Source organism: Dyadobacter chenhuakuii (genome assembly GCF_023821985.2).
Classification (GTDB): Bacteria; Bacteroidota; Bacteroidia; order Cytophagales; family Spirosomataceae; genus Dyadobacter; species Dyadobacter chenhuakuii.
Genome location: NZ_CP098805.1, coordinates 191,293 through 213,296, shown reverse-complemented (window position 1 = coordinate 213,296; position 22,004 = coordinate 191,293). Strand labels below are relative to the sequence as shown.

At 45.6% G+C, this 22,004-nt stretch carries 12 protein-coding genes; 10 read left to right on the top strand and 2 right to left on the bottom strand.

The genetic code is table 11. The features are described from left to right. The first annotated feature begins 8 nt into the window (after window positions 1–8). Window positions 9–1,529, top strand: a complete 1,521-nt coding sequence (locus tag NFI80_RS00940) for a DUF1501 domain-containing protein (RefSeq protein ID WP_235164367.1) — start codon at window positions 9–11, stop codon at window positions 1,527–1,529. An 85-nt stretch (window positions 1,530–1,614) separates the two neighbouring features. Further along, on the top strand, window positions 1,615–3,465 hold the full coding sequence (locus tag NFI80_RS00935; protein WP_235164366.1) for a glycosyl hydrolase family 28-related protein: 1,851 nt from the start codon (window positions 1,615–1,617) through the stop codon (window positions 3,463–3,465). 70 nt (window positions 3,466–3,535) lie between these two features. Here NFI80_RS00935 and NFI80_RS00930 read toward each other — a convergent pair whose 3' ends face one another. After that, entirely contained in the window at window positions 3,536–7,447 is a 3,912-nt protein-coding gene (locus NFI80_RS00930) for a T9SS type A sorting domain-containing protein (protein ID WP_252172088.1), read from the bottom strand. A 1,107-nt stretch (window positions 7,448–8,554) separates the two neighbouring features. Here NFI80_RS00930 and NFI80_RS00925 point away from each other — a divergent pair. The 3 genes from NFI80_RS00925 (at window position 8,555) to rfbD (ending at window position 12,211) form a co-directional block, all read left to right on the top strand. Then, complete coding sequence (locus NFI80_RS00925) at window positions 8,555–9,922, top strand: sugar transferase (protein ID WP_235124390.1); 1,368 nt, start codon at window positions 8,555–8,557, stop codon at window positions 9,920–9,922. A 177-nt stretch (window positions 9,923–10,099) separates the two neighbouring features. Further along, complete coding sequence (locus tag NFI80_RS00920) at window positions 10,100–11,290, top strand: T9SS type A sorting domain-containing protein (protein WP_235164356.1); 1,191 nt, start codon at window positions 10,100–10,102, stop codon at window positions 11,288–11,290. Window positions 11,291–11,347: 57 nt separating this feature from the next. Beyond that, a complete protein-coding gene (rfbD, locus tag NFI80_RS00915; RefSeq protein WP_235164355.1) occupies window positions 11,348–12,211 on the top strand; it encodes a dTDP-4-dehydrorhamnose reductase in 864 nt (287 codons plus the stop codon). Here rfbD and NFI80_RS00910 read toward each other — a convergent pair whose 3' ends face one another. Continuing rightward, window positions 12,212–13,720, bottom strand: a complete 1,509-nt coding sequence (locus NFI80_RS00910; protein ID WP_235164354.1) for a capsule assembly Wzi family protein — start codon at window positions 13,718–13,720, stop codon at window positions 12,212–12,214. Window positions 13,721–13,990: 270 nt separating this feature from the next. On the opposite strand from NFI80_RS00910, the gene NFI80_RS00905 reads away from it, so the two are divergent. From NFI80_RS00905 to NFI80_RS00885, 5 genes are all read left to right on the top strand, one after another. Next, complete coding sequence (locus NFI80_RS00905; RefSeq protein WP_235164353.1) at window positions 13,991–14,158, top strand: hypothetical protein; 168 nt, start codon at window positions 13,991–13,993, stop codon at window positions 14,156–14,158. After that, complete coding sequence (locus NFI80_RS00900; RefSeq protein WP_235164352.1) at window positions 14,155–15,858, top strand: sodium:solute symporter family protein; 1,704 nt, start codon at window positions 14,155–14,157, stop codon at window positions 15,856–15,858. Before NFI80_RS00905 ends, NFI80_RS00900 begins: the two co-directional genes overlap by 4 nt. 405 nt (window positions 15,859–16,263) lie before the next feature. Further along, window positions 16,264–17,625, top strand: a complete 1,362-nt coding sequence (locus NFI80_RS00895; protein WP_233796832.1) for a TolC family protein — start codon at window positions 16,264–16,266, stop codon at window positions 17,623–17,625. Window positions 17,626–17,644: 19 nt separating this feature from the next. Beyond that, window positions 17,645–18,754 carry an efflux RND transporter periplasmic adaptor subunit gene (locus tag NFI80_RS00890; RefSeq protein WP_233796833.1) on the top strand — a complete coding sequence of 370 codons (1,110 nt, stop codon included), beginning with the start codon at window positions 17,645–17,647 and terminating at the stop codon, window positions 18,752–18,754. A 37-nt stretch (window positions 18,755–18,791) separates the two neighbouring features. Further along, complete coding sequence (locus tag NFI80_RS00885) at window positions 18,792–21,959, top strand: efflux RND transporter permease subunit (protein ID WP_233796834.1); 3,168 nt, start codon at window positions 18,792–18,794, stop codon at window positions 21,957–21,959. Window positions 21,960–22,004: the final 45 nt, after the last annotated feature.

Here is a 22,004-nt window from a genome sequence, read left to right as displayed (position 1 = left end):
AACGAACCATGAAAAGAAGACAGTTTCTAACAACCGCATCAGCGTCCTTGCTCCCTATTGCACTGAATGGATTTAGCCTGAGATCAGTCAGCAAAAATTCGGGGTTGATTCAATCAATACTAAAAACAAATGCTATTGCCGACGATAAGGTTCTGGTAATAATATATTTGAATGGTGGTAATGATGGATTAAATACAGTAATTCCAATAGAGCATTATTCTAATTATTACTCACTACGCAGCAATATTGCTATCCCAGAAAGTAACGTGTTGCGTCTTCAGGGTAATTTAGAGACCGGATTACACCCTGCTATGACTGGAATGCGAAAAATGTACGACGAAGGTAAGCTAGCGATTGTACATTCAGTCTCCTACCCTAACCCAAATCAATCCCATAACAGGTCGGCAGATATTTACATGACGGGTGTAGAATCGAATCAATTTGCCACTTCCGGGTGGGCAGGTAGGTTTCTTGAGAAAAACTATCCCGGCTATCCGCAAGGATACCCCAACTCGAACATGGAGGATCCCTTAGCACTTCAGATCGGGTATGTTGCAACCACAACTTTACTTGGATCCCAGCAGTCGACGGCGATTAACATAAAAACTCCTGGTAACTTCTATCAAATCGTCGGTTCACCAACACAGCAGTCAAGTGATTTACCTTGCTGTGATCCTGGCGATCTGATAGCATATGTACGCGAGCAACAATTACTGTCCGTTGGGTACGCATCGGAAATCAAAGCTGCTTCCGATGCTGGGACGAATCTCGCTGCTTATCCCCCAGCAGCTGAGGCGAACGATCTCGCGGAGCAACTCAAAATTGTAGCCAAACTAATACACGGAGGGCTTCGAACAAAAGTTTACTATGTCGAACTGGAGGGGTTTGACACGCATTCGGGTCAGGTAGGTACAACGTCAGTTGAAGGCACTCATGCTAAGTTATTGAAAAAACTATCTGATGCAGTTGCCGCATTTCAAAACGATTTGAAATTGCAAGGAACAGAGAACAAGGTGATTGGCCTCACGTTTTCCGACTTTGGGCGGAGAGCCACTTCAAATGCGTCAAAAGGGACTGATCACGGCATTGCCGCGCCAATGTTTGTTTTCGGGACCGGTATCAAACGTCAAATTATTGGAACAAATCCTGATCTGGTGAATGGTCTTTTGCCTGAACTGCCTGGTCCGTCAGAAATTAATCGCGACATTAAAATGCAAATTGATTTCCGGCGGGTTTATTCAGATATTTTAAATGACTGGTTTGGAAATGCAAGTTCATCAACCGAACAAGTCCTTTACAGGAATTTCAACACAACTTCCTTATTTTCCGATTTAGTACAATCTATTTCCTCAGGATCCTGGATCAATCCTTCGACTTGGTCGAACGGACGCGTCCCTGCTGCTGCCGATGCAATTAGAATTAACCGCGGCCACATTGTCGAAGTTGGACACAATATAATAGCTAAAAAAATTCATGTTGAAGGTGAACTGAAGTTTTTGGGTAACTATTCCGTGAAAACAACAAGCTAACAGTGCAGGAGAACCTTTTCTGACAGAACGCCCAATATAAGCTAAGACTGGAGCGTTGCTTAGGTAAGGTCAAAGCTCCATTAGCATGAAATTATCGTTGTCACTGTTGTTGATTAGTATTTCTTTTTTAGCAGCCGCTCAGAAAAAGGATTCTATTTCCCGGGAAAACAGATCTAATAAGTTTACTGAAAAAATTCGGAATGAAGCCGATGGCAAGGTAAGAACAAATCATGTTGCGGATGCATTAGACAACATGGAGGAAAATATGGGGCACCGTATTCCTTTCATGACAATGAATGAGTTACGCTCCTCCTCACCGAAAATTGCAAGTGTTGTATACATTGACGAAGGCCTTCGTTCAGGCAATTTCCGTTACGACCCTGCCAGCACTGCTCCCGATGACAGTAGCATGGTGATCGTTTCCGGGAACAAAAGATTCGTGAGACAATACGATGGATTTGTTAATATCCGCTGGTATGGTGCTGTCGGAGATGGGAAAACAGATGATACGGAACCCATTATCAAGGCGGCCAAAGCTAACAAAGAAGGAATACTCATTCCCAATGGCACCTTTCTGATCAACTCACCAATACCTTTCTCCTGCCCTATTAATGGAAACAGCAATCAGGGTGCAATCATCAAAGCCTCGAAGGAATTCAAAGGGCAATTTATGATTGACAACTATGCCGGCGGGGAAAGGAAATTCTTAAAAAATGTGAAGCTGGATGCGAACGATGTGGCAGGGCTTCAAATTATAGGCAGTTCCGGGGATGCCCAGGGAAGTTCCATAACCGTATATGAGAATGTTTATTTTTACAACACTCACAAGGATTCATTTACCGTCGGCGGAGCTAGTAAAAAAGCTGTCCCGGGAATGCTTACGGGCGCCACATTCATAAATTGTGTTTGGAGAGCTACAGGTAAAATGTTGAACCTGGGACAAAACCAAGACGACATTCAATTTATTGGATGCCGCTTTCACATGGACAAGTCCCCGGTTGACGTCGCTTTCATTGTAGGCAATGGCTCCAATCACAGATTTCAAGGATGCTATTTCTACATTACCAAAGTCATAAAACGGAACGATGTTGGTCGGATTTTTCAGGTAGGAAACAACATTACAAATTTTGAAAATTGCTTTATAGAAGGCACTTCCAACCTGACCCATCTTTGGCATTGCGCATCTCCTGGTGCCACATTGTCTTTAAGAGACATACACATCAATCTTACCGCCCCGGATTTCGTTGCGCTAATCCGAACAGAATTGCAGCAGACCAGTCGTGATTTTCGACAGATAACTGTTCAAAATATTGGAAAGTCAACTCATTTTCCCGATAACGCCAAAATACTCGACTTATATGTTGCTTATGCCGAACCAGGCAAGCAAATTTCGCTGAATTTCTCGGGAGTAGATATATTTAAAGATGTTTATCAGATCACGCCTGGAAGTGTCAAAAACGACAATAAGATATTAAAATTGGACGGTTCTTTGAGAACAGAGTCATACGACAACTATGCCGGTTTGCGAACTGAGAGCGCTTCAAAAAAATCCGATACCCCCCAGATCGACGATATCTCAAATCAAGTTGCAAGTATAGCTTCTACAAACAATTCAATTCCAAATGGTATAAAATATAAACTTAAGGGTCCGGGAGTTTGGTTGGTAACCGTCACATCAAAAAGCGGCGGAAAAGGCGATGCCTTGATGGCTGCTAATTTTATAGTTTATTATTACAAATCTTCAAACGGTATTTTCTCAACAGAACGGCTTGGTAGTATAAAAAAATCGGCAAGTTTGGAAGATAAAATTTATGACTTATCCGTTTCTGATCCTAATGCAGAGGGTCTCATAACCATTTCGTCTTCCCTTGGTGGCAATTCTCCAACTAAACCAACATTTATTGTGAATGCCAAACAACTAAGTAGCTTGTTATAATTCATCGAGAACTGTCAAGGCTACACACCAGTATTCTGCCTGGCTCCTCCAGAGGACGTTTACCATTCAGCTATTTTAGAACTACCATTCTTTTGCTTATAATTTGCCCACCAATTTCAAGAGTCATGATGTGAATACCTGCACTCTCTATATTCAAATTGATTTCTTGGTATTGTTCTCCACCTAATCCAACAACTTCCTGTTTCCATACTTCGGTCCCGGCAATGTTCCGTATAATTAGCTTTGCTTTCGTATGGTTACTTAAATTTAATATACATTTAAAGCTCCCAGTATTCGGATTAGGCGATATTGTCAAGCTCAAAGATTTTTCTAAATCAATTTGCGGTTCAACAGTTGCTATACTCGACATTCGTGCGGATGATGAGCAGTTAACTACTATGGGCGAGCCACCCAAAAGTATGCTCGTGCCCTTTATGCGCACGCTGACAGAATGGGGCTGGCCATTGCGTAGAATGCTTGGGGAAGCGATAACGAAGCCATAGTTGCCCGTGCCCATTGTATCAAGGTCCTGACGGAAAATGCTGGCAACCGATGTTGCTAGGACCGTACTGCCCTCAATCAATTCTACACTTACCGTTTTGGACGGGTAATTCTGGTTCCAGGCCCAACCTTTGATCTCTGTGCAGGTTGCCGATTCAAGGGCCCCGCCGTACAATGCAGGCATCACACAATTTACACCCCGAGGCGTGCCAGCCAGCTTATAGCTGGAACCCTTCACCCGTAAAGTAATCGTGTGCTGCTGGCCATCCTTCAAAACATTCGGCATGGCTAGCGTAAAGCCGTAATTACCAGTCCCTTTACCTGAATCTTTCAGGTCCTGGCGGTAAGCATTGGCCACGACGGTGCCTACCACCACATTACCATCCAGCAGCTCGACTGTCAAGGCAGCAGCAGTAGGGTTGTTCTTGTCCCATGCCCAGCCTTTCAGCTCATTGCAGCTCGTCGTTTCAAGCGCCCCTTCGTAAGAAGGTGGAATGGCACAATTTATTATTTTCGGTGAACCACTTAAAAGGATATTCGTACCCTGTATGCGCACGCTGACAGAATGGGACTGACCGTCACGTAAAATGCTTGGGGAAGCGATAACGAAGCCATAGTCGCCCGTGCCCATTGTATCAAGGTCCTGACGGAAAATGCTGGCAACCGATGTTGCTAGGACCGTACTGCCCTCAATCAATTCTACACTTACCGTTTTGGACGGGTAATTCTGGTTCCAGGCCCAACCTTTGATCTCTGTGCAGGTTGCCGATTCAAGGGCCCCGCCGTACAATGCAGGCATCACACAATTTACACCCCGAGGCGTGCCAGCCAGCTTATAGCTGGAACCCTTCACCCGTAAAGTAATCGTGTGCTGCTGGCCATCCTTCAAAACATTCGGCATGGCTAGCGTAAAGCCGTAATTACCAGTCCCTTTACCTGAATCTTTCAGGTCCTGGCGGTAAGCATTGGCCACGACGGTGCCTACCACCACATTACCATCCAGCAGCTCGACTGTCAAGGCAGCAGCAGTAGGGTTGTTCTTGTCCCATGCCCAGCCTTTCAGCTCATTGCAGCTCGTCGTTTCAAGCGCCCCTTCGTAAGAAGGTGGAATGGCACAATTTATTATTTTCGGTGAACCACTTAAAAGGATATTCGTACCCAGTATGCGCACGCTGACAGAATGGGACTGACCGTCACGTAAAATGCTTGGGGAAGCGATAACGAAGCCATAGTTGCCCGTTCCCATTGTATCAAGGTCCTGACGGAAAATGCTGGCAACCGATGTTGCTAGGACCGTACTGCCCTCAATCAATTCTACACTTACCGTTTTGGACGGGTAGTTCTGGTTCCAGGCCCAACCTTTGATCTCTGTGCAGGTTGCCGACTCAAGGGCCCCGCCGTACAATGCAGGCATCACACAATTTACACCCCGAGGCGTGCCAGCCAGCTTATAGCTGGAACCCTTCACCCGTAAAGTAATCGTGTGCTGCTGGCCATCCTTCAAAACATTCGGCATAGCTAGCGTAAATCCATAATTACCAGTCCCTTTACCTGAATCTTTCAGGTCCTGGCGGTAAGCATTGGCCACGACGCTGCCTACCACCACATTACCATCCAGCAGCTCGACTGTCAAGGCAGCAGCAGTAGGGTTGTTCTTGTCCCATGCCCAGCCTTTCAGCTCATTGCAGCTCGTCGTTTCAAGCGCCCCTTCGTAAGAAGGTGGAATGGCACAATTTATTATTTTCGGTGAACCACTTAAAAGGATATTCGTACCCAGTATGCGCACGCTGACAGAATGGGACTGACCGTCACGTAAAATGCTTGGGGAAGCGATAACGAAGCCATAGTTGCCCGTGCCCATTGTATCAAGGTCCTGACGGAAAATGCTGGCAACCGATGTTGCTAGGACCGTACTGCCCTCAATCAATTCTACACTTACCGTTTTGGACGGGTAATTCTGGTTCCAGGCCCAACCTTTGATCTCTGTGCAGGTTGCCGAATCAAGGGCCCCGCCGTACAATGCAGGCATCACACAATTTACACCCCGAGGCGTGCCAGCCAGCTTATAGCTGGAACCCTTCACCCGTAAAGTAATCGTGTGCTGCTGGCCATCCTTCAAAACATTCGGCATAGCTAGCGTAAATCCATAATTACCAGTCCCTTTACCTGAATCTTTCAGGTCCTGGCGGTAAGCATTGGCCACGACGCTGCCTACCACCACATTACCATCCAGCAGCTCGACTGTCAAGGCAGCAGCAGTAGGGTTGTTCTTGTCCCATGCCCAGCCTTTCATCTCATTGCAGCTCGTCGTTTCAAGCGCCCCTTCGTAAGAAGGTGGAATGGCACAATTTATTATTTTCGGTGAACCACTTAAAAGGATATTCGTACCCAGTATGCGCACGCTGACAGAATGGGACTGACCGTCACGTAAAATGCTTGGGGAAGCGATAACGAAGCCATAGTTGCCCGTGCCCATTGTATCAAGGTCCTGACGGAAAATGCTGGCAACCGATGTTGCTAGGACCGTACTGCCCTCAATCAATTCTACACTTACCGTTTTGGACGGGTAATTCTGGTTCCAGGCCCAACCTTTGATCTCTGTGCAGGTTGCCGAATCAAGGGCCCCGCCGTACAATGCAGGCATCACACAATTTACACCTCGCGGCGTGCCAGCCAATTTATAGCTGGAACCCTTCACCCGCAAAGTAATCGTGTGCTGCAGGCCATCCTTTAAAACATTCGGCATAGCTAGCGTAAACCCATAATTACCCGTCCCTTTACCTGAGTCTTTCAGGTCCTGGCGGTAAGCATTGGCCACGACGCTGCCCACTACCACACTACCATCCAGCAGCTCGACTGTCAAGGCAGCAGCAGTAGGGTTGTTCTTGTCCCATGCCCAGCCTTTCAGCTCGTTGCAGCTCGTCGTTTCAAGTGAACCTTCGTAAGAAGGTGAAAAGCACGTAAACGTTTTAGGCGACTCATCTAAGAAAAAATTTGTGCCTTTGATACGCATGCTCACGGTGTGAGCATATCCATTTTTTAAGCTTTGAGGTATTGGTAGAAGAAATCCATAGTAACCCGTACCAATGCCATTTGCAGCCAAATCTTCACGGTAGATTTTCGCATTGGTAGACCCCAATACAATATTGTTTTCGAGCAGCTCAACAGTTAGACCTTCAATGTTTGGCTTGTTCGGATTCCACGCCCAACCCTTAAAATTAGCACAATCCACTTCTTCCAAGCGGCCGCCGTAAGGGCAGTTCAGATTTTGTAAAGAATTCTGTAATGTGTAAGTAGAGTTCCTTACTCTGAGTTTAATGTTGTGATCTTCTCCATCTTTTAAAAGAGGCGGAACAACAATACTGAAACCATACCGACCAGTCCCCAATCCGGCTCCTTCTAAATCTGCTCGATAAGTTACCGCGGCACCGGTTGCAATAACAACATCAGCATCAAGCAGTTCAACCGTAACGTGAGCCAATGGATTACTTTTGTCCCAAGCCCATCCCTTTATTGTGTCACAATTTATGCTCTCAAGTAATCCGTCGAAACTTTGGGGTATGGACGAAGAACTCAGCGAAGCCAAAGAATATATTTCATAAGAGTTTGGTATGATGCGATGAAGAGTGGTTATCGAGCCGGAATCAATATTACTGACCCATCCCGTAATTGCCAGTTCATCTATTGAAGACCTTATTGACTCCCATCTATTAGTCAAAGAATTCCAGCCGACAATGCTCAATCTAGATAGTGAATCGCCTGTCAAGTTTTTGACACTGCTTGCATGATTCCAGGTTAGGCTCAGTTTACTAGTATTGGTGCCGTTTATATCCCAAAATTCAGTACTACTAATTTTATTTACAGTACTATCCTTTGCGTTTATGTTAAAGGGTCCTATACCTTGCAAGGATATCAAGCTTGGATTTTCTTTATAGTAAGCGCCGTAGGTCCCGGCACTTTCGGCTGCAAAAGGCCTGTAAACATTATGATGCCCTACCGGAAAAATGAAATGCTCATCTCCGTAAGTCTTCACATACCCATCTATATGCTTCGAATTGCCTATACCAGATAGCTTCACCCCCGAAGCATAGCTAACCAAGCCAACAGGCGATACGCGAGAAGCTTCAATTATTAGATCTTTTTGAGCATACAGGGCACAATCCGAAACTTGAAACGCTAGTAGTATGATAACAAACAGTCTGTAAAATTTTTCCATGTCAATCTAAACAGTCAATACCTAAACAAAAGTAGTGACAATTCATCCTTTTAACACGAATTATTTCTACAAATTTAAATACAAATTTAAATTTTAACTACGTGATAATTTTGGTTCGTTTTACGAAGTATTTTTTTACACTTCCTGAACTGTCTTTCCGAGGTTAACACATTGCGAAAAGAACCCGATATGTCAATCTAAGAAAAAGATAACTTGGAATTTCGTTGAAAATGTTTTAGACTTGTATATTCTAAGGCCAACTAGCGGTTAGAAGCTTAGAAGCCTAACGGTTGACGTACATTTCTGTATTTTTCCACGGATTATTATGGAAAACTTTTGAAAAGCTTAGTTATCAACACTCAACGTTATATCATGAAAAATCACTATTCCGGACTTCTTCCAAAGGCCCATTTGTGGACAGATGTTTTCCTGCTGAATCTGTCCTTCATTATAGCCTACCTACTGCGCTTCGAGATCAGCTCACGTGTTCTGCCCCATCATTATGTAAACTTGCTTTTAGTTGCAAATTTGGTTTGGATATTTACGATCCATATTCTTAAGACGTACTATTTCACTCGCTTATCCTATCATTTCAATACACAACTTGGAAATTTCTTGAAGGCAGTGCTAGTCCACGGGGCTGCAATGATGGCATTTCTGTACCTTACTAAACAAGGAGAAGAATATTCGCGATATCAGTTTCTGGTTACTTACGGTCTGTTTGTAATTATGTCTACTGCTTCCAGAGCTACAGCAGTATTGTTCCTGAAATTATACCGGCAGGCTGGATACAACTACAATCGATATGCAATAGTTGGCAAGGGTGACCTAGCGACCTTAATAAGAGAATTCTACGGTGAAAGGAAAGAGCTTGGCTACCGGTTTTATGGCATGTTCAGCTTGGAGAACATGGATGATCAGATTGTTGACCTTGAAACACTTGTTAAAGAAAAACAGCTTGACTACCTGTATTGCTGTCTTTCAGAGATGAGCGATGATCAGGTACGGGATGTTATCAAGATGGGCGAACGCCAACGAACCCAGATTCGGCTGGTTCCTGATTTTCGGGGATTTATGACTAACATGGCAACAATCGAATACCATGATATGTATCCGATCATTCAGGTTAACACGAAGCCGTTTTCCAGTTTCAATGAGCAAACGTTGAAGCGTACTTTTGATCTGGTTTTTTCTGTCATTGTTATGGTGCTGGGTGCACCCATATTCTTCCTCGTTTGGGCTGCAATTAAAATCAGCTCGCCCGGTCCAGTGTTTTTTAAACAGCAGCGTTCAGGGCGCTGGGGAGAAATGTTCTTTATTTACAAGTTTAGAAGCATGTATGTTGATGCCGATAAAATGGGGTTGCAGCATTCACAGGGGGATGGTGATCCTCGCATAACGCCGATTGGGCGGATGTTAAGAAAATCGAGACTGGATGAACTTCCTCAGTTCATTAATGTGCTGAAAGGTGAAATGTCAGTGGTAGGTCCTAGGCCACTTTACAAATATGACGTAGATATGCTCATGGAAGCGGCACCGCATGAATTTCAGAGATTGCTTACTGTGAAGCCCGGTATCACATCCATTGGTCAGATTAATGTGGGTTATGCTGATACTGTCGCTAAGAATGTAGAGCGTCTTAGATATGACTTGCAATACCTTAAAACATATAGTGTTTTCGACGATGTGCAATTAATATTTCGAACAGTTCAAGTGATGGTTTTGGGCAGAGGGCAGTAAGCGATTGCGCTAATTAAAAAGAGAGGCCCCTGATTTTGGTGTGACAACCTAAAATCAGGGGCCTCTCTTTTAAGCGAAATAGTATTTATTCTACAAATATGAATTAATACTACTCTTTCAATACAATTTATTTTATATTTGTAGTATAAAAATTCTACGATTGTAATATTTATTGGAATGAAAAAGCTTTTGTTCATCCTAATCATATTTGCATACCACAACTTTTGTGAAGCGCAATCAGCTGGCCATATCTCTGCTGAGCGGAAAAGTTCCATTGGAAAGGTAACATTCGTCAGCACCTCTGCTATTACAAGTTACTACGTTGATGGCTATGTTCAGGTTTCAGGAGCATCTCGTTTTACATTCCCTGTTGGAGACAATGGACGATTTAGACCATTTGCAGTTAGTGCAGACGGAACCTTGGGAGCCTATTATGGTGCAAACCCAAATGTGGCAGTCACTAGCAATCCAAAAGGAGGAAATTATGGGCCATTGCCCTTAGGCGCTCCGTTTCCAACATCACAAAAGGAAGCGGCCGTGAAGGTTATATCAACAAAAGAGTATTGGGATATTAATGGTAGCACGAAAACCAGAATTACCCTGACTTGGGATAGCCAGAGTGGGATAGCCCAATTGCTAAACAACGGAAACCTGACAAAATTATACATTGTCGGGTGGGATGGCAAAAAATGGGTAAAAATTGCATCTACTTATGATGCAACGTCTATTTTAGGAGGTCAAAGCTCCCACAGCAGTGGGTCCATCACTACAAATCTTCTCATTGTGCCAAACACCTACAACGTGTACACGTTTGGTGCCGATCCAGCGTCAACTGCCGCGGCACCAGCGTTAGCCACTACGAGTTTCAGTGGAAGCGCAAATAACCAAAGAATTAAGTTAGAATGGAATACAGACTCTATAACGGCAATCAAATACACTGTGGAAAAAAGTACCGACAGCACCAGCTGGGAGCAGGTGGCTAGTGTGGCAGCAGTCAATTCTGTTTCATCTCGATATTTTGCGGAAGACCTAAATCCCGCCAAGGGCAAAAACTTTTATCGTTTAAAAACTACTTTCCCGGAGGGAACTGTTACCCGTAAGCCGATATTTGTAAAATTTGGTCGGGTAGAAGAGGTGTCTATTAGTATATATCCTAACCCTGCTAGTGATCGCGTTTTTGTTCAGGGTGCAAATTTTGAGCGCGTTAGACGCATTGTGATCCAGGACCTAACTGGAAAAACATGGATCGACGCGAAGTCGGCAGACAGAGGAATTGATGTTCGGTTACTTTCTTCTGGTATCTACATATTAAGCATGGAAAATTTGGACGGAATTATTAATTCAAAAAAGCTTATTATCAATAAATAATTTTGCTAAGCTCCTTCATTCCTTATCTTTGCCTCGAACGTTTTTCAACAAGGATACATGAGAATAGTAGTATTAGGCGCATCAGGCCAACTGGGTAGTTGCCTGAAAAAAGTAGCGACCGAAAGAAGCATTACAGACATATCATTCCCGTCAGAACAGGATGGCAACATATTAGATGCAGAGCTTCTCAATAAATTATTCTCAGTAGAAAAACCTTCCTTCGTCATCAACTGCGCCGCTTACACGGCCGTAGACAAAGCCGAAGACGAACAGGAAATCTGCCTAAAAGTGAACAGGGATGGGGCTGCTAATATTGCGAGAGCCTGTGCCGCACATGGCGCGAATCTCATTCACATATCTACCGACTTCGTTTTTAAAGGCAATGTAACCGGCATGTTGACTGAGACGGATCCAGCAGAACCAGAAAATATTTACGGATTGACCAAGCTTGAAGGTGAGGCAGCCATCGCGGAAATTTTGCCTGAACACTTCACGCTCCGAACAAGCTGGCTTTATTCTGAGTACGGCAATAACTTTGTTAAAACAATGCTAAGGCTGGGTAAAGAGAGAGATCAACTTGGAGTGATCATAGATCAGGTGGGCTCTCCTACTTATGCTATTGACCTGGCGGGGGCAATTTTGGATATCATTGAATCTGGAAGCAAGGAGTACGGTATTTACCATTATAGCAACGAGGGCGTGACTTCATGGTACGACTTTGCCAAAGCTGTTTTTGACATCAGCGGAACACAGGTCCAGCTTAATCCAGTTAAGACATCAGAATACGTGACCAAGGCGGTTCGCCCCGCCTATTCTGTAATGGATAAAACCAAAATCAAAACGGCGTTCTCTATTCAAATCCCTTATTGGAGAGACAGCCTTGCAGAATGTTTGCAGCGGCTTGCAGCAGAGCAGCAATAATTAAAACGACAGATTCTTTCGGATTGAGAGCATCAGTCCGAAAGCATCGTCAAGAAACTCACCTGCATCAGCCGAAACTGCACCTTTAATAACTGAGCCGCCTAGCCACTCTACTTGCTTTTCGAGACCGACAACTCCGGAAAATTGGAGCAATTTACTTGGTAATGGAACATCGTAAGTTCCCTGATTACTCGACAGGGATAGCTTGGTTGTCCAAATAGCACCTGTCAGCTTGCCTTTCATGCCTGTGTGTACAACCCAAACCCTGTTATTATTAGTAAAAAAATCAGCGTATCTCGGCCAGTCGTTTTCTGACTGTGGGGTAATAAAAGGTGTCCCTAATCCTCTTCCATAATAGGACCATCCGTCCCTTACCTGGGCATTATTGAAATAGTCGTCTTTCCCCCGGATAGCATTGCCGTCAACTGCCTCACTTCCACCCTGACTTTTTGTATACAACACTTCAAATGTCAGCTTATCCAATGTGAAGTTTCTGACTTCTTGATTTTTCATAGTAAATGTCACGCCATTTAATCCATCCTTGACATTGTTTAGATAAAAAAGCGATCCGTCTTCAATCAGGTTTTGTCTATAAAAAAGGATGTTGACTGATTTCAAATTAAGCTCTAAACCAAAGTCAAGGCTCGCAACATGGTTACCAATTCTATTAGCGTTGTCAAATGACGAAACATCTTTCAACTTTCCGTTCGGCTTGAATCCGGTAATCACATACCAATATTTATCAAGACCGCTAGGCATTTGGCCGTTTTCTGTAAAATAAGGTGATTTACCGCCCCATTGCACTGCATGGTTGAAACCTCCATGCAGCTGCACCGTTCCGGTTGGCTTTCCTAAGCGAACGAACAAACCTTTATTATGTAGTTTCAATTCACTTGTAACCGGCCTTTTACCGTCTAATAGCCCGTCAGAATAGAAGCCTTTGAAATAGATGAAGTTTTTGATTAAAGGAACATAATTTTCAAAACCCAGTTGTATACGCGGAATAGGAAGCGCGTTGCCCGACCACATATAAGAACCTGTTCCAAGTTCATTGTCGTTAAATCCAACATATTGTTTGCGCCTTCCGACCGTAAGTTGAAAGCTTTTGAATGCAAGGCCTGCATACGCCTGTGGAATTAGGAATTTACTGTGCGCTGCGCCGTTAGCTACGAACTCCGCTCCATATACAACGGACCAATTAGATTTGGACTGAGAATCTTTTGTTAAAAATCTCCTGGCTTCCACTCCGGCGCGCAGACTGAGTATCTGACCTGATGTCGGCACTATACCCCATTGATTTGCATGGAACCAAAAAGGCGTCCTGGAAGCAGTCGAGCCGTAACCAGCAAACTCTACCCAAGCCTTTCCTCCGGAAGTTATTTCATTGGTGTCGCCTTGGGTTGTTTGATCTTGAAAGGCTGCGCTTACCGGAGGCATGCCGTGTGTCAATCCAGGCAGTGCGGCCACCAGCACAACGGCAATCAAAGGTAGAAATCGGAAAGTAGACATCAATATAGAAGTGGTTAACGTTGAGGTTTAATAGTCGGATGGCAAAAGTTACTAAATAATTGGAAAGGTAAAGATAATAACCGGCAACAATAAATTGCGTAATGCCAGCCCACCCGTTCATCCCAATTTTCATCCCACATGCTAAAACAATGTAAAAACCGTTCTATTTTTACCGGTGGCACGCTGCCCGGTGGTACGTTACCCGGTGGCACGCTGCCCGATAACAAAATGCCCGGCTGCCCGCAGCCTTAATCCCCGAACCCGCTCTCGATGAATGTAAACGAACATAGCCCGCTGGACGGGGATAGCAAAAAACTGGTTGACCGCGACGGATTACCCCCATTTGTCAAAAGCTGGAAACAGCTTTATCAGCTGCTTATTGGCACGCTCATTCTGCTGATTGTCCTCTTCTATTTATTTATGAAACACTTTCAATGAGCTCGCTGGACTGGATTGTACTCTCACTCACACTGATATTTGTTGTTGCCTACGGAATTTATCGCAGCCGCGAGAAGCATACGATGGACTCGTTTTTACTGGCCGGGCAGTCCATGCCCTGGTATCACGTAACACTGTCATTGATGGCCACGCAGGCCAGCGCTATTACGTTTTTATCTGCTCCGGGTCAGGCTTATACGGACGGCATGCGGTTCGTGCAGTTCTATTTTGGTTTGCCGCTTGCTATGGTGGTGCTTTGTATCACATTTGTGCCCAAATTTGGCCAGCTTAAAATATTTACGGCCTACGAGTTCCTGGAAAGGCGCTTCGACCTTCGAACGCGCGCGCTCACATCGTTTCTTTTTCTTTTGCAGCGCGGACTTTCCACTGGGCTTTCCATCTATGCGCCTTCGCTGATTCTTTCTGCTATCCTGGGTTGGGACATTATGTGGACTAATATTATTTCCGGAGGCATTGTCATGCTCTATACCATTGCAGGCGGCAGCCGCGCGGTTTCTCACACGCACTTGCAGCAGATGGGCATCATCACAGTTGGAATGGTGATTGCCGGCGTAATGGTTGTTCGTTTTTTGCCTAATGATGTCTCCTTTAGTGATGCGCTGCACGTGGCGGGTAAGATGGGCAAGATTAATCTGATTGATTTTACTTTTGATTTAAATAACCGTTATAATGTATGGTCAGGGCTGATCGGTGGTTTCTTTCTGCAACTATCCTATTTTGGAACGGATCAGTCGCAGGTCGGGCGGTTTCTGACGGGAAGCTCTCAGGGACAAAGCAAGCTGGGGCTGGCCATGAATGGTCTTTTAAAGATCCCGATGCAGTTTATGATTCTGCTGGTGGGCGTTTTGGTTTTTGCATTTTATCAGTTTACAAATCCGCCGCTGTTCTTTAATGAAACGGCCGTGGAGCAGGTCAGAAAAACGCAGTATGCGGCCGAATACCAAAAGCTCGAAACCCGGCACGATGCCATTCAGGCCGCCAAGCGCCCGCACGTGATGGAGCTGACGCGCGCGCTGAAAAAAGATGATGAGCCCGCCATTGAACAGTCCCGCACTGCGCTGGCAAAGATCGAAACCCAGGTTCAGGATGTGCGCAAACAGGCCGGGGCCGTGCTTTCAAAGGCCAATGGAGCCGAGATCAATGATGTTAACTACATTTTTCTAAGATTTGTGATTGATTACCTGCCGGTAGGAATGGTTGGTTTGCTGATTGCGGTGATCCTGCTGGCGTCAATGGGCTCGGTGGCATCGGCTTACAACTCGCTGGCTTCTTGCAGCATTGTGGATATTTACAAACGGATGGTGCATAAAGATGATGATTCGCGCAATTACGTGGCAGCCTCCCGCTGGGCAACATTCTTCTGGGGCGTCTTCTGCATTGGCGTTGCCCAGTATGCCTCCCGGCTGGGCAGTATGATCGAGGCCGTTAACATTCTGGGTTCATTGTTTTATGGGGTGATCCTGGGCATATTCCTGGTCGCATTTTATTTTCCCAAAATCGGTAGCAGGGCTGTGTTTTTTGCCAGTATACTGGGTGAAATATTTGTGGTTCTCAGCTACTGGCTGGATCTGACTGCCTTTCTATGGCTTAACCTGATCGGCTGCGCCCTTGTTATATTCTTTGCGCTGATCCTTGAAAAGATCTGGCCCCAACCTGCCCAAGAGGTGAATGCGTTGTAAGTAACTGCCAGGCGCGCGCAGCAAGCTCCCATGAATATTGCAATCCGTAGCACATTCCGGCAGCTGGCAGGGTTTGTGCACAATTTCTTTTAAAATTTTGATTATTAGAAGAAGATTGCCTGGCAGCCCAAATTTTTACTGGTTACCGTGAAACTATTCCGGGTTTTAAATCCTTAATAAGTACAATCCAAGAACCCTGACGGGCTGTTTTTTACGGCTATTATGTCACCGTTTGTATACAAAATTTTTTCATCCTGAACCTTTTATGTATCCCTTAGCCCACCCAGTGATTTTCCAGTCAGGCTTAGATTTTATCCCTACCGACAGCTGACGACCGGGTCCCGTTCTTAACCTCGGCGCTATTGAAGCGTCAATATCTATCTGTTTCATAAAATAAAAATCTACATGAAGTATTGGTCTAAGCCACAAAAAACAATGCGTTTGGCGCTTAGCTCGGCACTGCTTTCACTCACTTCTTTTTGCCCGATATTTTCTCAGGCCATTCAGGAAAGTTCCAAAGAGGCGCCCTTATTGGAGCAGGCAACTTTGCAGGCGGTTGTTGACTACGCCATTAAAAACCAGCCCATTGTTCAGCAATCGCTGATCGATGAGCGGATTACCGAAAATCAGATTCGCAGCAGGCTTGCCGACTGGTATCCGCAGATCAATTTCAATTACAACTTGCAGCACAACTTTATCGTGCAGACCAGCATCATTGCCGGTAATCCCGTAAAGCTTGGTGTCAGCAACATTTCCGCAGCGCAGTTCACATTATCGCAGCAGATCTTCAACCGCGATGTGCTGTTGGCAAACCAGACCAAAAGAGACGTGCTCTTACAGGCCAGCCAGAACACTTCCTTTAATAAGACCGACATTGCCGTCAATGTTTCCAAAGCATTTTATGATGTGCTGGCAACGACCCAGCAGATTGATGTAGCTCAGGAAGATATTCAGCGCCTGGAAAGAAGCTTAAAGGATGCAGAAAATCAATACAAGTCAGGAATTGCTGATAAAATTGATTTTAAGCGTGCGACCATTTCGCTTAACAACACCAAAGCCAGCAAGAAAAGCAATGAGGAGCTTTTGAAAGCCAAGCTCGATTATCTGAAATCGTTAATGGGTTACCCATCCGACAAGCAGCTAGCGATCGCCTATGACACATTGCAGATGGAAAGAGAGATATCGCTGGATACGCTGCAAAATCTGGATCTGAACTCGCGCATAGAATTTCAGCTGCTGAGCACGCAGAAAAAGCTTTTGGAAGCAAATCTTCAATATAACAAATGGAGCTATCTGCCTAATATTTCGCTCAACGGGGCTTACAACCTGAACTTTCAGAATAACCAGTTTACCGATCTTTACAACAAGAATTATCCCAATTCCTTCGGACTGCTGACGCTTTCGCTGCCCCTTTACCAGGGCGGTAAAAGAAAGGCCAACACCAAGGCCGCAGAATGGCAGATCAAACGGCTTGATTGGGACATAAAAGGCCTTCAAATGAATGTGAGCGCCGAATACTCGCAGGCGCTGGCTAACTACAAAGGCAATCTGACGAATCTGCTTGCCCAGAAGGATAATATGGACCTGGCCCGCGAAGTATATGATGTCATCCAGCTCCAATATAAATCAGGCATTAAAACCTATCTGGAAGTGGTAACCTCGGAAACCGACCTGCGATTGGCACGCATCAGTTATTACAATGCGCTCTACCAGACTCTGGCCAGTAAGATCGATGTGCAAAAAGCCCTTGGGCAAATGAACTATTAAATCGAAAAATACCCCTATTATGTTCTCAAATAAATTACCATACTTTTCAGCAGCACTGTTTCTGGGCATTCTGAGCTCTTGCGGAGATAAAAAAGAGCAGCAGCAGCAAGCAGCAGCTCCCCCGGCCGTGCCGGTCTCACTTGTAGCTGTGACGACCGCAGATGCAACCTATTACGACGAATATCCAGGCACAGTCACTGCGCTGAACGAAATTGAGCTTCGGCCGCAGGTTACGGGCTTTATCACCGGCATTCATTTCAAAGACGGCTCCCGCGTAAGAAAGGGCCAGCTGCTTTATTCTATTGATGCGCAGCTTTATAATGCCAATTATGATCAGGCTGTTGCCAACCTTAATGTGCAGCAAGCCAATCTGGCCCGCGCTCAGAAAGATGCTGACCGCTACCATGAGCTTGAAAAAAACGATGCTGTGGCCAAACAGCTTGTTGATAATGCAGATGCAGCCCTGGAAGTAGCCAAAAGACAGGCTGAGGCGGCCAAGGCAAACATTCAGGCGGTTCAAACGAGTGTAAACTATACCAAGGTGACTGCTCCCTTTGATGGTGTGATTGGCATCTCGATGGTGAAAGTGGGCGCGGCTGTAACGGCTGGCCAGACCATTCTGAACACTGTTTCAACCGACACCCAATTGGCAGTTGATTTTAATGTAGACCAAAGAGAAATCTACCGGTTTTCGACATTGATGAAAAACGCAAAGGCGGCTGATTCCACATTCACTTTGAAATTTGGAAACGATATTTTTCCTGCGACAGGCAAAATCGCCCTGATCGACCGCGCTGTTGACCCGCAAACAGGGACCATTAAGACAAGGCTTGTTTTTCCAAACAAAGATAACCGGCTGCGTTCTGGCATGAGCGGAACTGTGCGCGTGCTTAATAATGCTGCTGCCAAATCTGTGGTGATCCCCTATAAGGCAGTTACCGAGCAGCTGGGCGAATTCTTTGTATATGTAGCTGGCGACAGCAGCAAAGTAAGCCAGCGCCGGGTTGTGCTGGGAACATCCCTGGGAGCCAACGTGATCATTAAAGAAGGGCTGAAAGAAGGAGAAAAGATTGCCGTAGAAGGCGTTCAGAACCTGAGAGAAGGCGCAGTTATTAAAGAGGGAAAATAATCCTTCGCTCTTTTACTAATATTATAATCCAGTAAAAATGATTGCAGATATTTTTATAAAAAGGCCCGTTACAGCCATTGTTACGTCCATCGTGCTGGTGCTGGTGGGTCTTATTGCACTGACCATATTGCCTGTTGCGCAGTATCCGGATGTAACGCCGCCTACCGTAACAGTAAGCGGTAACTTTACCGGCGCCGACGCCCAGACCGTTGAGCAGACCACAACGACGCCTATTGAAACCCAGATCAACGGTACGCCGGGCATGACTTACATGTCCAGTAACTCGACCAGCAGCGGTCAAAGCAGCATTAATGTTGTTTTTGATGTTGGAACCAATGTCGACATTGCCGCCCTGGACGTTCAGAACAGGGTAAGTGTGGCAGAGCCTACCCTACCCGATGCCGTTAAGCGTCTTGGTTTGACTGTAAGAAAACGCCAGCCAAGTATCATGATCGTTTTGGCATTGTACTCACCCAATGGCACCCATGATGCCCAGTTTATTGGTAACTATGCCAACATTTATCTTAAAGACGCATTACAGCGCGTAAAAGGGGTTGGAGATATTATTTCCAGAGCAGATGATTTTGGTATGCGGATCTGGCTGAACCCCGAAAAGCTGGCCAACCTGCGCATGACGCCTTCGGATATTTCAGCGGCGCTTGCCGAGCAAAACCTTCAAGTTGCAGCCGGAACCGTGGGCGGTAACCCGCAGCCCAATACGCAGACATTTGAATATAATGTATTGACCAATAGCCGCCTTAATAGCAAGGCGCAGTTTGAGGACATTATCGTAAGAAGCTCGCCTCAGGAAGGAAGTGTTGTTTACTTGCGTGATGTAGCCCGCGTTGAGCTGGGTAAATTCGATTACGGTGCCAATGCATTTGTTGCCGGAAAACCAGCAGCCTTCGTTTTGATCTATCAGGCGCCGGGCGCCAACGCGCTTGCCACCTATGAAGGTGTGATGAACAAGCTTGCCGAAATGAAAAAAACATTTCCCAAGGACATCGATTACGTGATCCCCAATGAAACGGCGACCGTAGTTAAAGTTTCGATTGAGGAGGTTTTGAAAACATTTGCCGAAGCGATGATTTTGGTTGTTGTCGTTGTGTTTTTGTTTCTTCAAAACTGGCGGGCAACACTAATTCCAATCCTTGCCATCCCCGTTTCGCTGATTGGTACATTGATCTTCTTTATCCCGTTTGGTTTTACGATCAACACCCTTACGCTATTTGCATTCGTACTGGCCATTGGTATAGTTGTCGATGATGCCATTGTGGTTGTCGAGGCCGTCCAGCATTATATTGACGAAAAGAAAATGTCGCCCAAGGAGGCAACCGTTCAGGCGATGAAGGATATCTCTGGACCTGTAATTGCGATTGCCCTTATCCTGGCTGCCGTTTTTGTTCCGGTGAGTTTTGTGCCCGGAATTGTAGGACGGCTCTATCAGCAGTTTGCCATCACCATTGCCGTATCTGTTTTGCTTTCGGCTTTTGTTGCCCTTTCGCTTACGCCTGCGCTCTGCACGATCATGCTCAAACCCTCCAAAGGTGAAAATGACAAGAAGAACTGGCTGGAAAGATTTTTTGATCGCTTCAACCGTTGGTTTGACAAAGTCTCAAATGGCTACACGCGTGGCGTGGCCAAATGGATCAAGGCAACTCCGCTGGTGCTTGTGATGATGGTCTGCCTGTTTGTGGGTCTGTTTTTCCTTTTCAAAAACAAACCATCGGGTTTTATCCCGGTTGAAGATGAAGGGCGTCTTTTTGTAACTTATGAGATGCAGGAGGCCACTTCAACGACGCGTAACATTGCTATGCTCAAAGAGGTCATGAAGCGCGTTTCTGCAATTCCCGAAGTTCGTGTAGCGGGTGGTTTGGCAGGACTTAACGTTTTAAGCTTTTCAAACAAGTCCAATGTGGGTACGCTCTTTATCAGCTTGCAGCCGTGGGCAGACCGTAAAGGCGCCGAGCATCACGTGCAGGCGGTAATCAAGCAGATACAGGCCCGTACGGCCGATATTAAGGAAGCAAGGGTGCTCGCTATTGCTCCGCCGGCTATTCCCGGGCTTGGTGCAACCTCTGGTTTTACATTCCAGCTGCAACAATCCACCAGCACCGACAACATTCAGCAGTTCGAGGGTGTGATGCGTAATTTCCTTGGTGAGGTCAACAAGCGTCCAGAGATTGCCATGGCCTATACTTTCTTTAATGCCAGAACGCCGAGTTACCAGATTGATGTGGACCGCGACAAAACCAAGAAATTGGGTGTTCAGGTCAATGATGTATTCAGCTCGCTTTCGACGCTTCTGGGAAGTAGTTATGTAAACGATTTCAACCTTTACGGACGTAACTTCCGGGTAATGGTGCAGGCTGACAGCAGTTTCCGCTCGTCGCTGGATAAAATCAAGCAGTTCTACGTCCGCAACCGAGAAGGAAATATGATCCCGCTCGGCTCGCTGGTAACAACCAAAGTGGTAGAAAACCCGGCTTTGATTTCCCACTATAACATTTACCGTTCTGTCGAAATCAACGGAACGCCTAAGCCGGGTTACAGTAGTGGTCAGGCCATTAACGCGCTGCGTGAGGTTGCCCAGAAACTACCCGCTGGTTATAGTTACGAATTCTCTGGTATGAGTAGCGAGGAGATTAAAGCGGGTGACAGTACAACATTGATCTTTTCGATCTCGATCGTGTTTGTGTTCCTGTTTCTGGCAGCATTATACGAAAGCTGGTCTATCCCTTTCTCAGTGCTATTTGCCGTCCCTATCGGCGCTTTCGGCTCGATTCTGACACTTACATTCCTGCCGAATTTATCAAATAACATTTATGCACAGATCGGTCTGATTACACTGATCGGCCTTGCGGCAAAGAACGCGATCTTGATCGTTGAATTTGCCAAGGAACGTGTCGATGGCGGTATGGAGCTTGTAGCAGCTACCCTGGAAGCCGTTCGGCTCAGGTTGCGCCCCATCATTATGACCTCTCTGGCCTTTATTCTGGGTGTACTTCCGCTTGCATTTGCCAGTGGAGCTGCGGCAGAATCAAGAAAAACCATCGGCTGGACCGTATTCGGGGGGATGCTTGCAGCAACCTCGCTGGCCATCTTCGTGGTGCCTGTTCTTTTTGTTGCCATTGAAAAGATAGCCATGGGCAAGAAGAAACACGACCATACGCCGCCTGATGCGCCTGCTGCTGAGATAGCTTAGCATCATGCACATCTACAAAAAACAGCTCACGGAAATAATATTTCT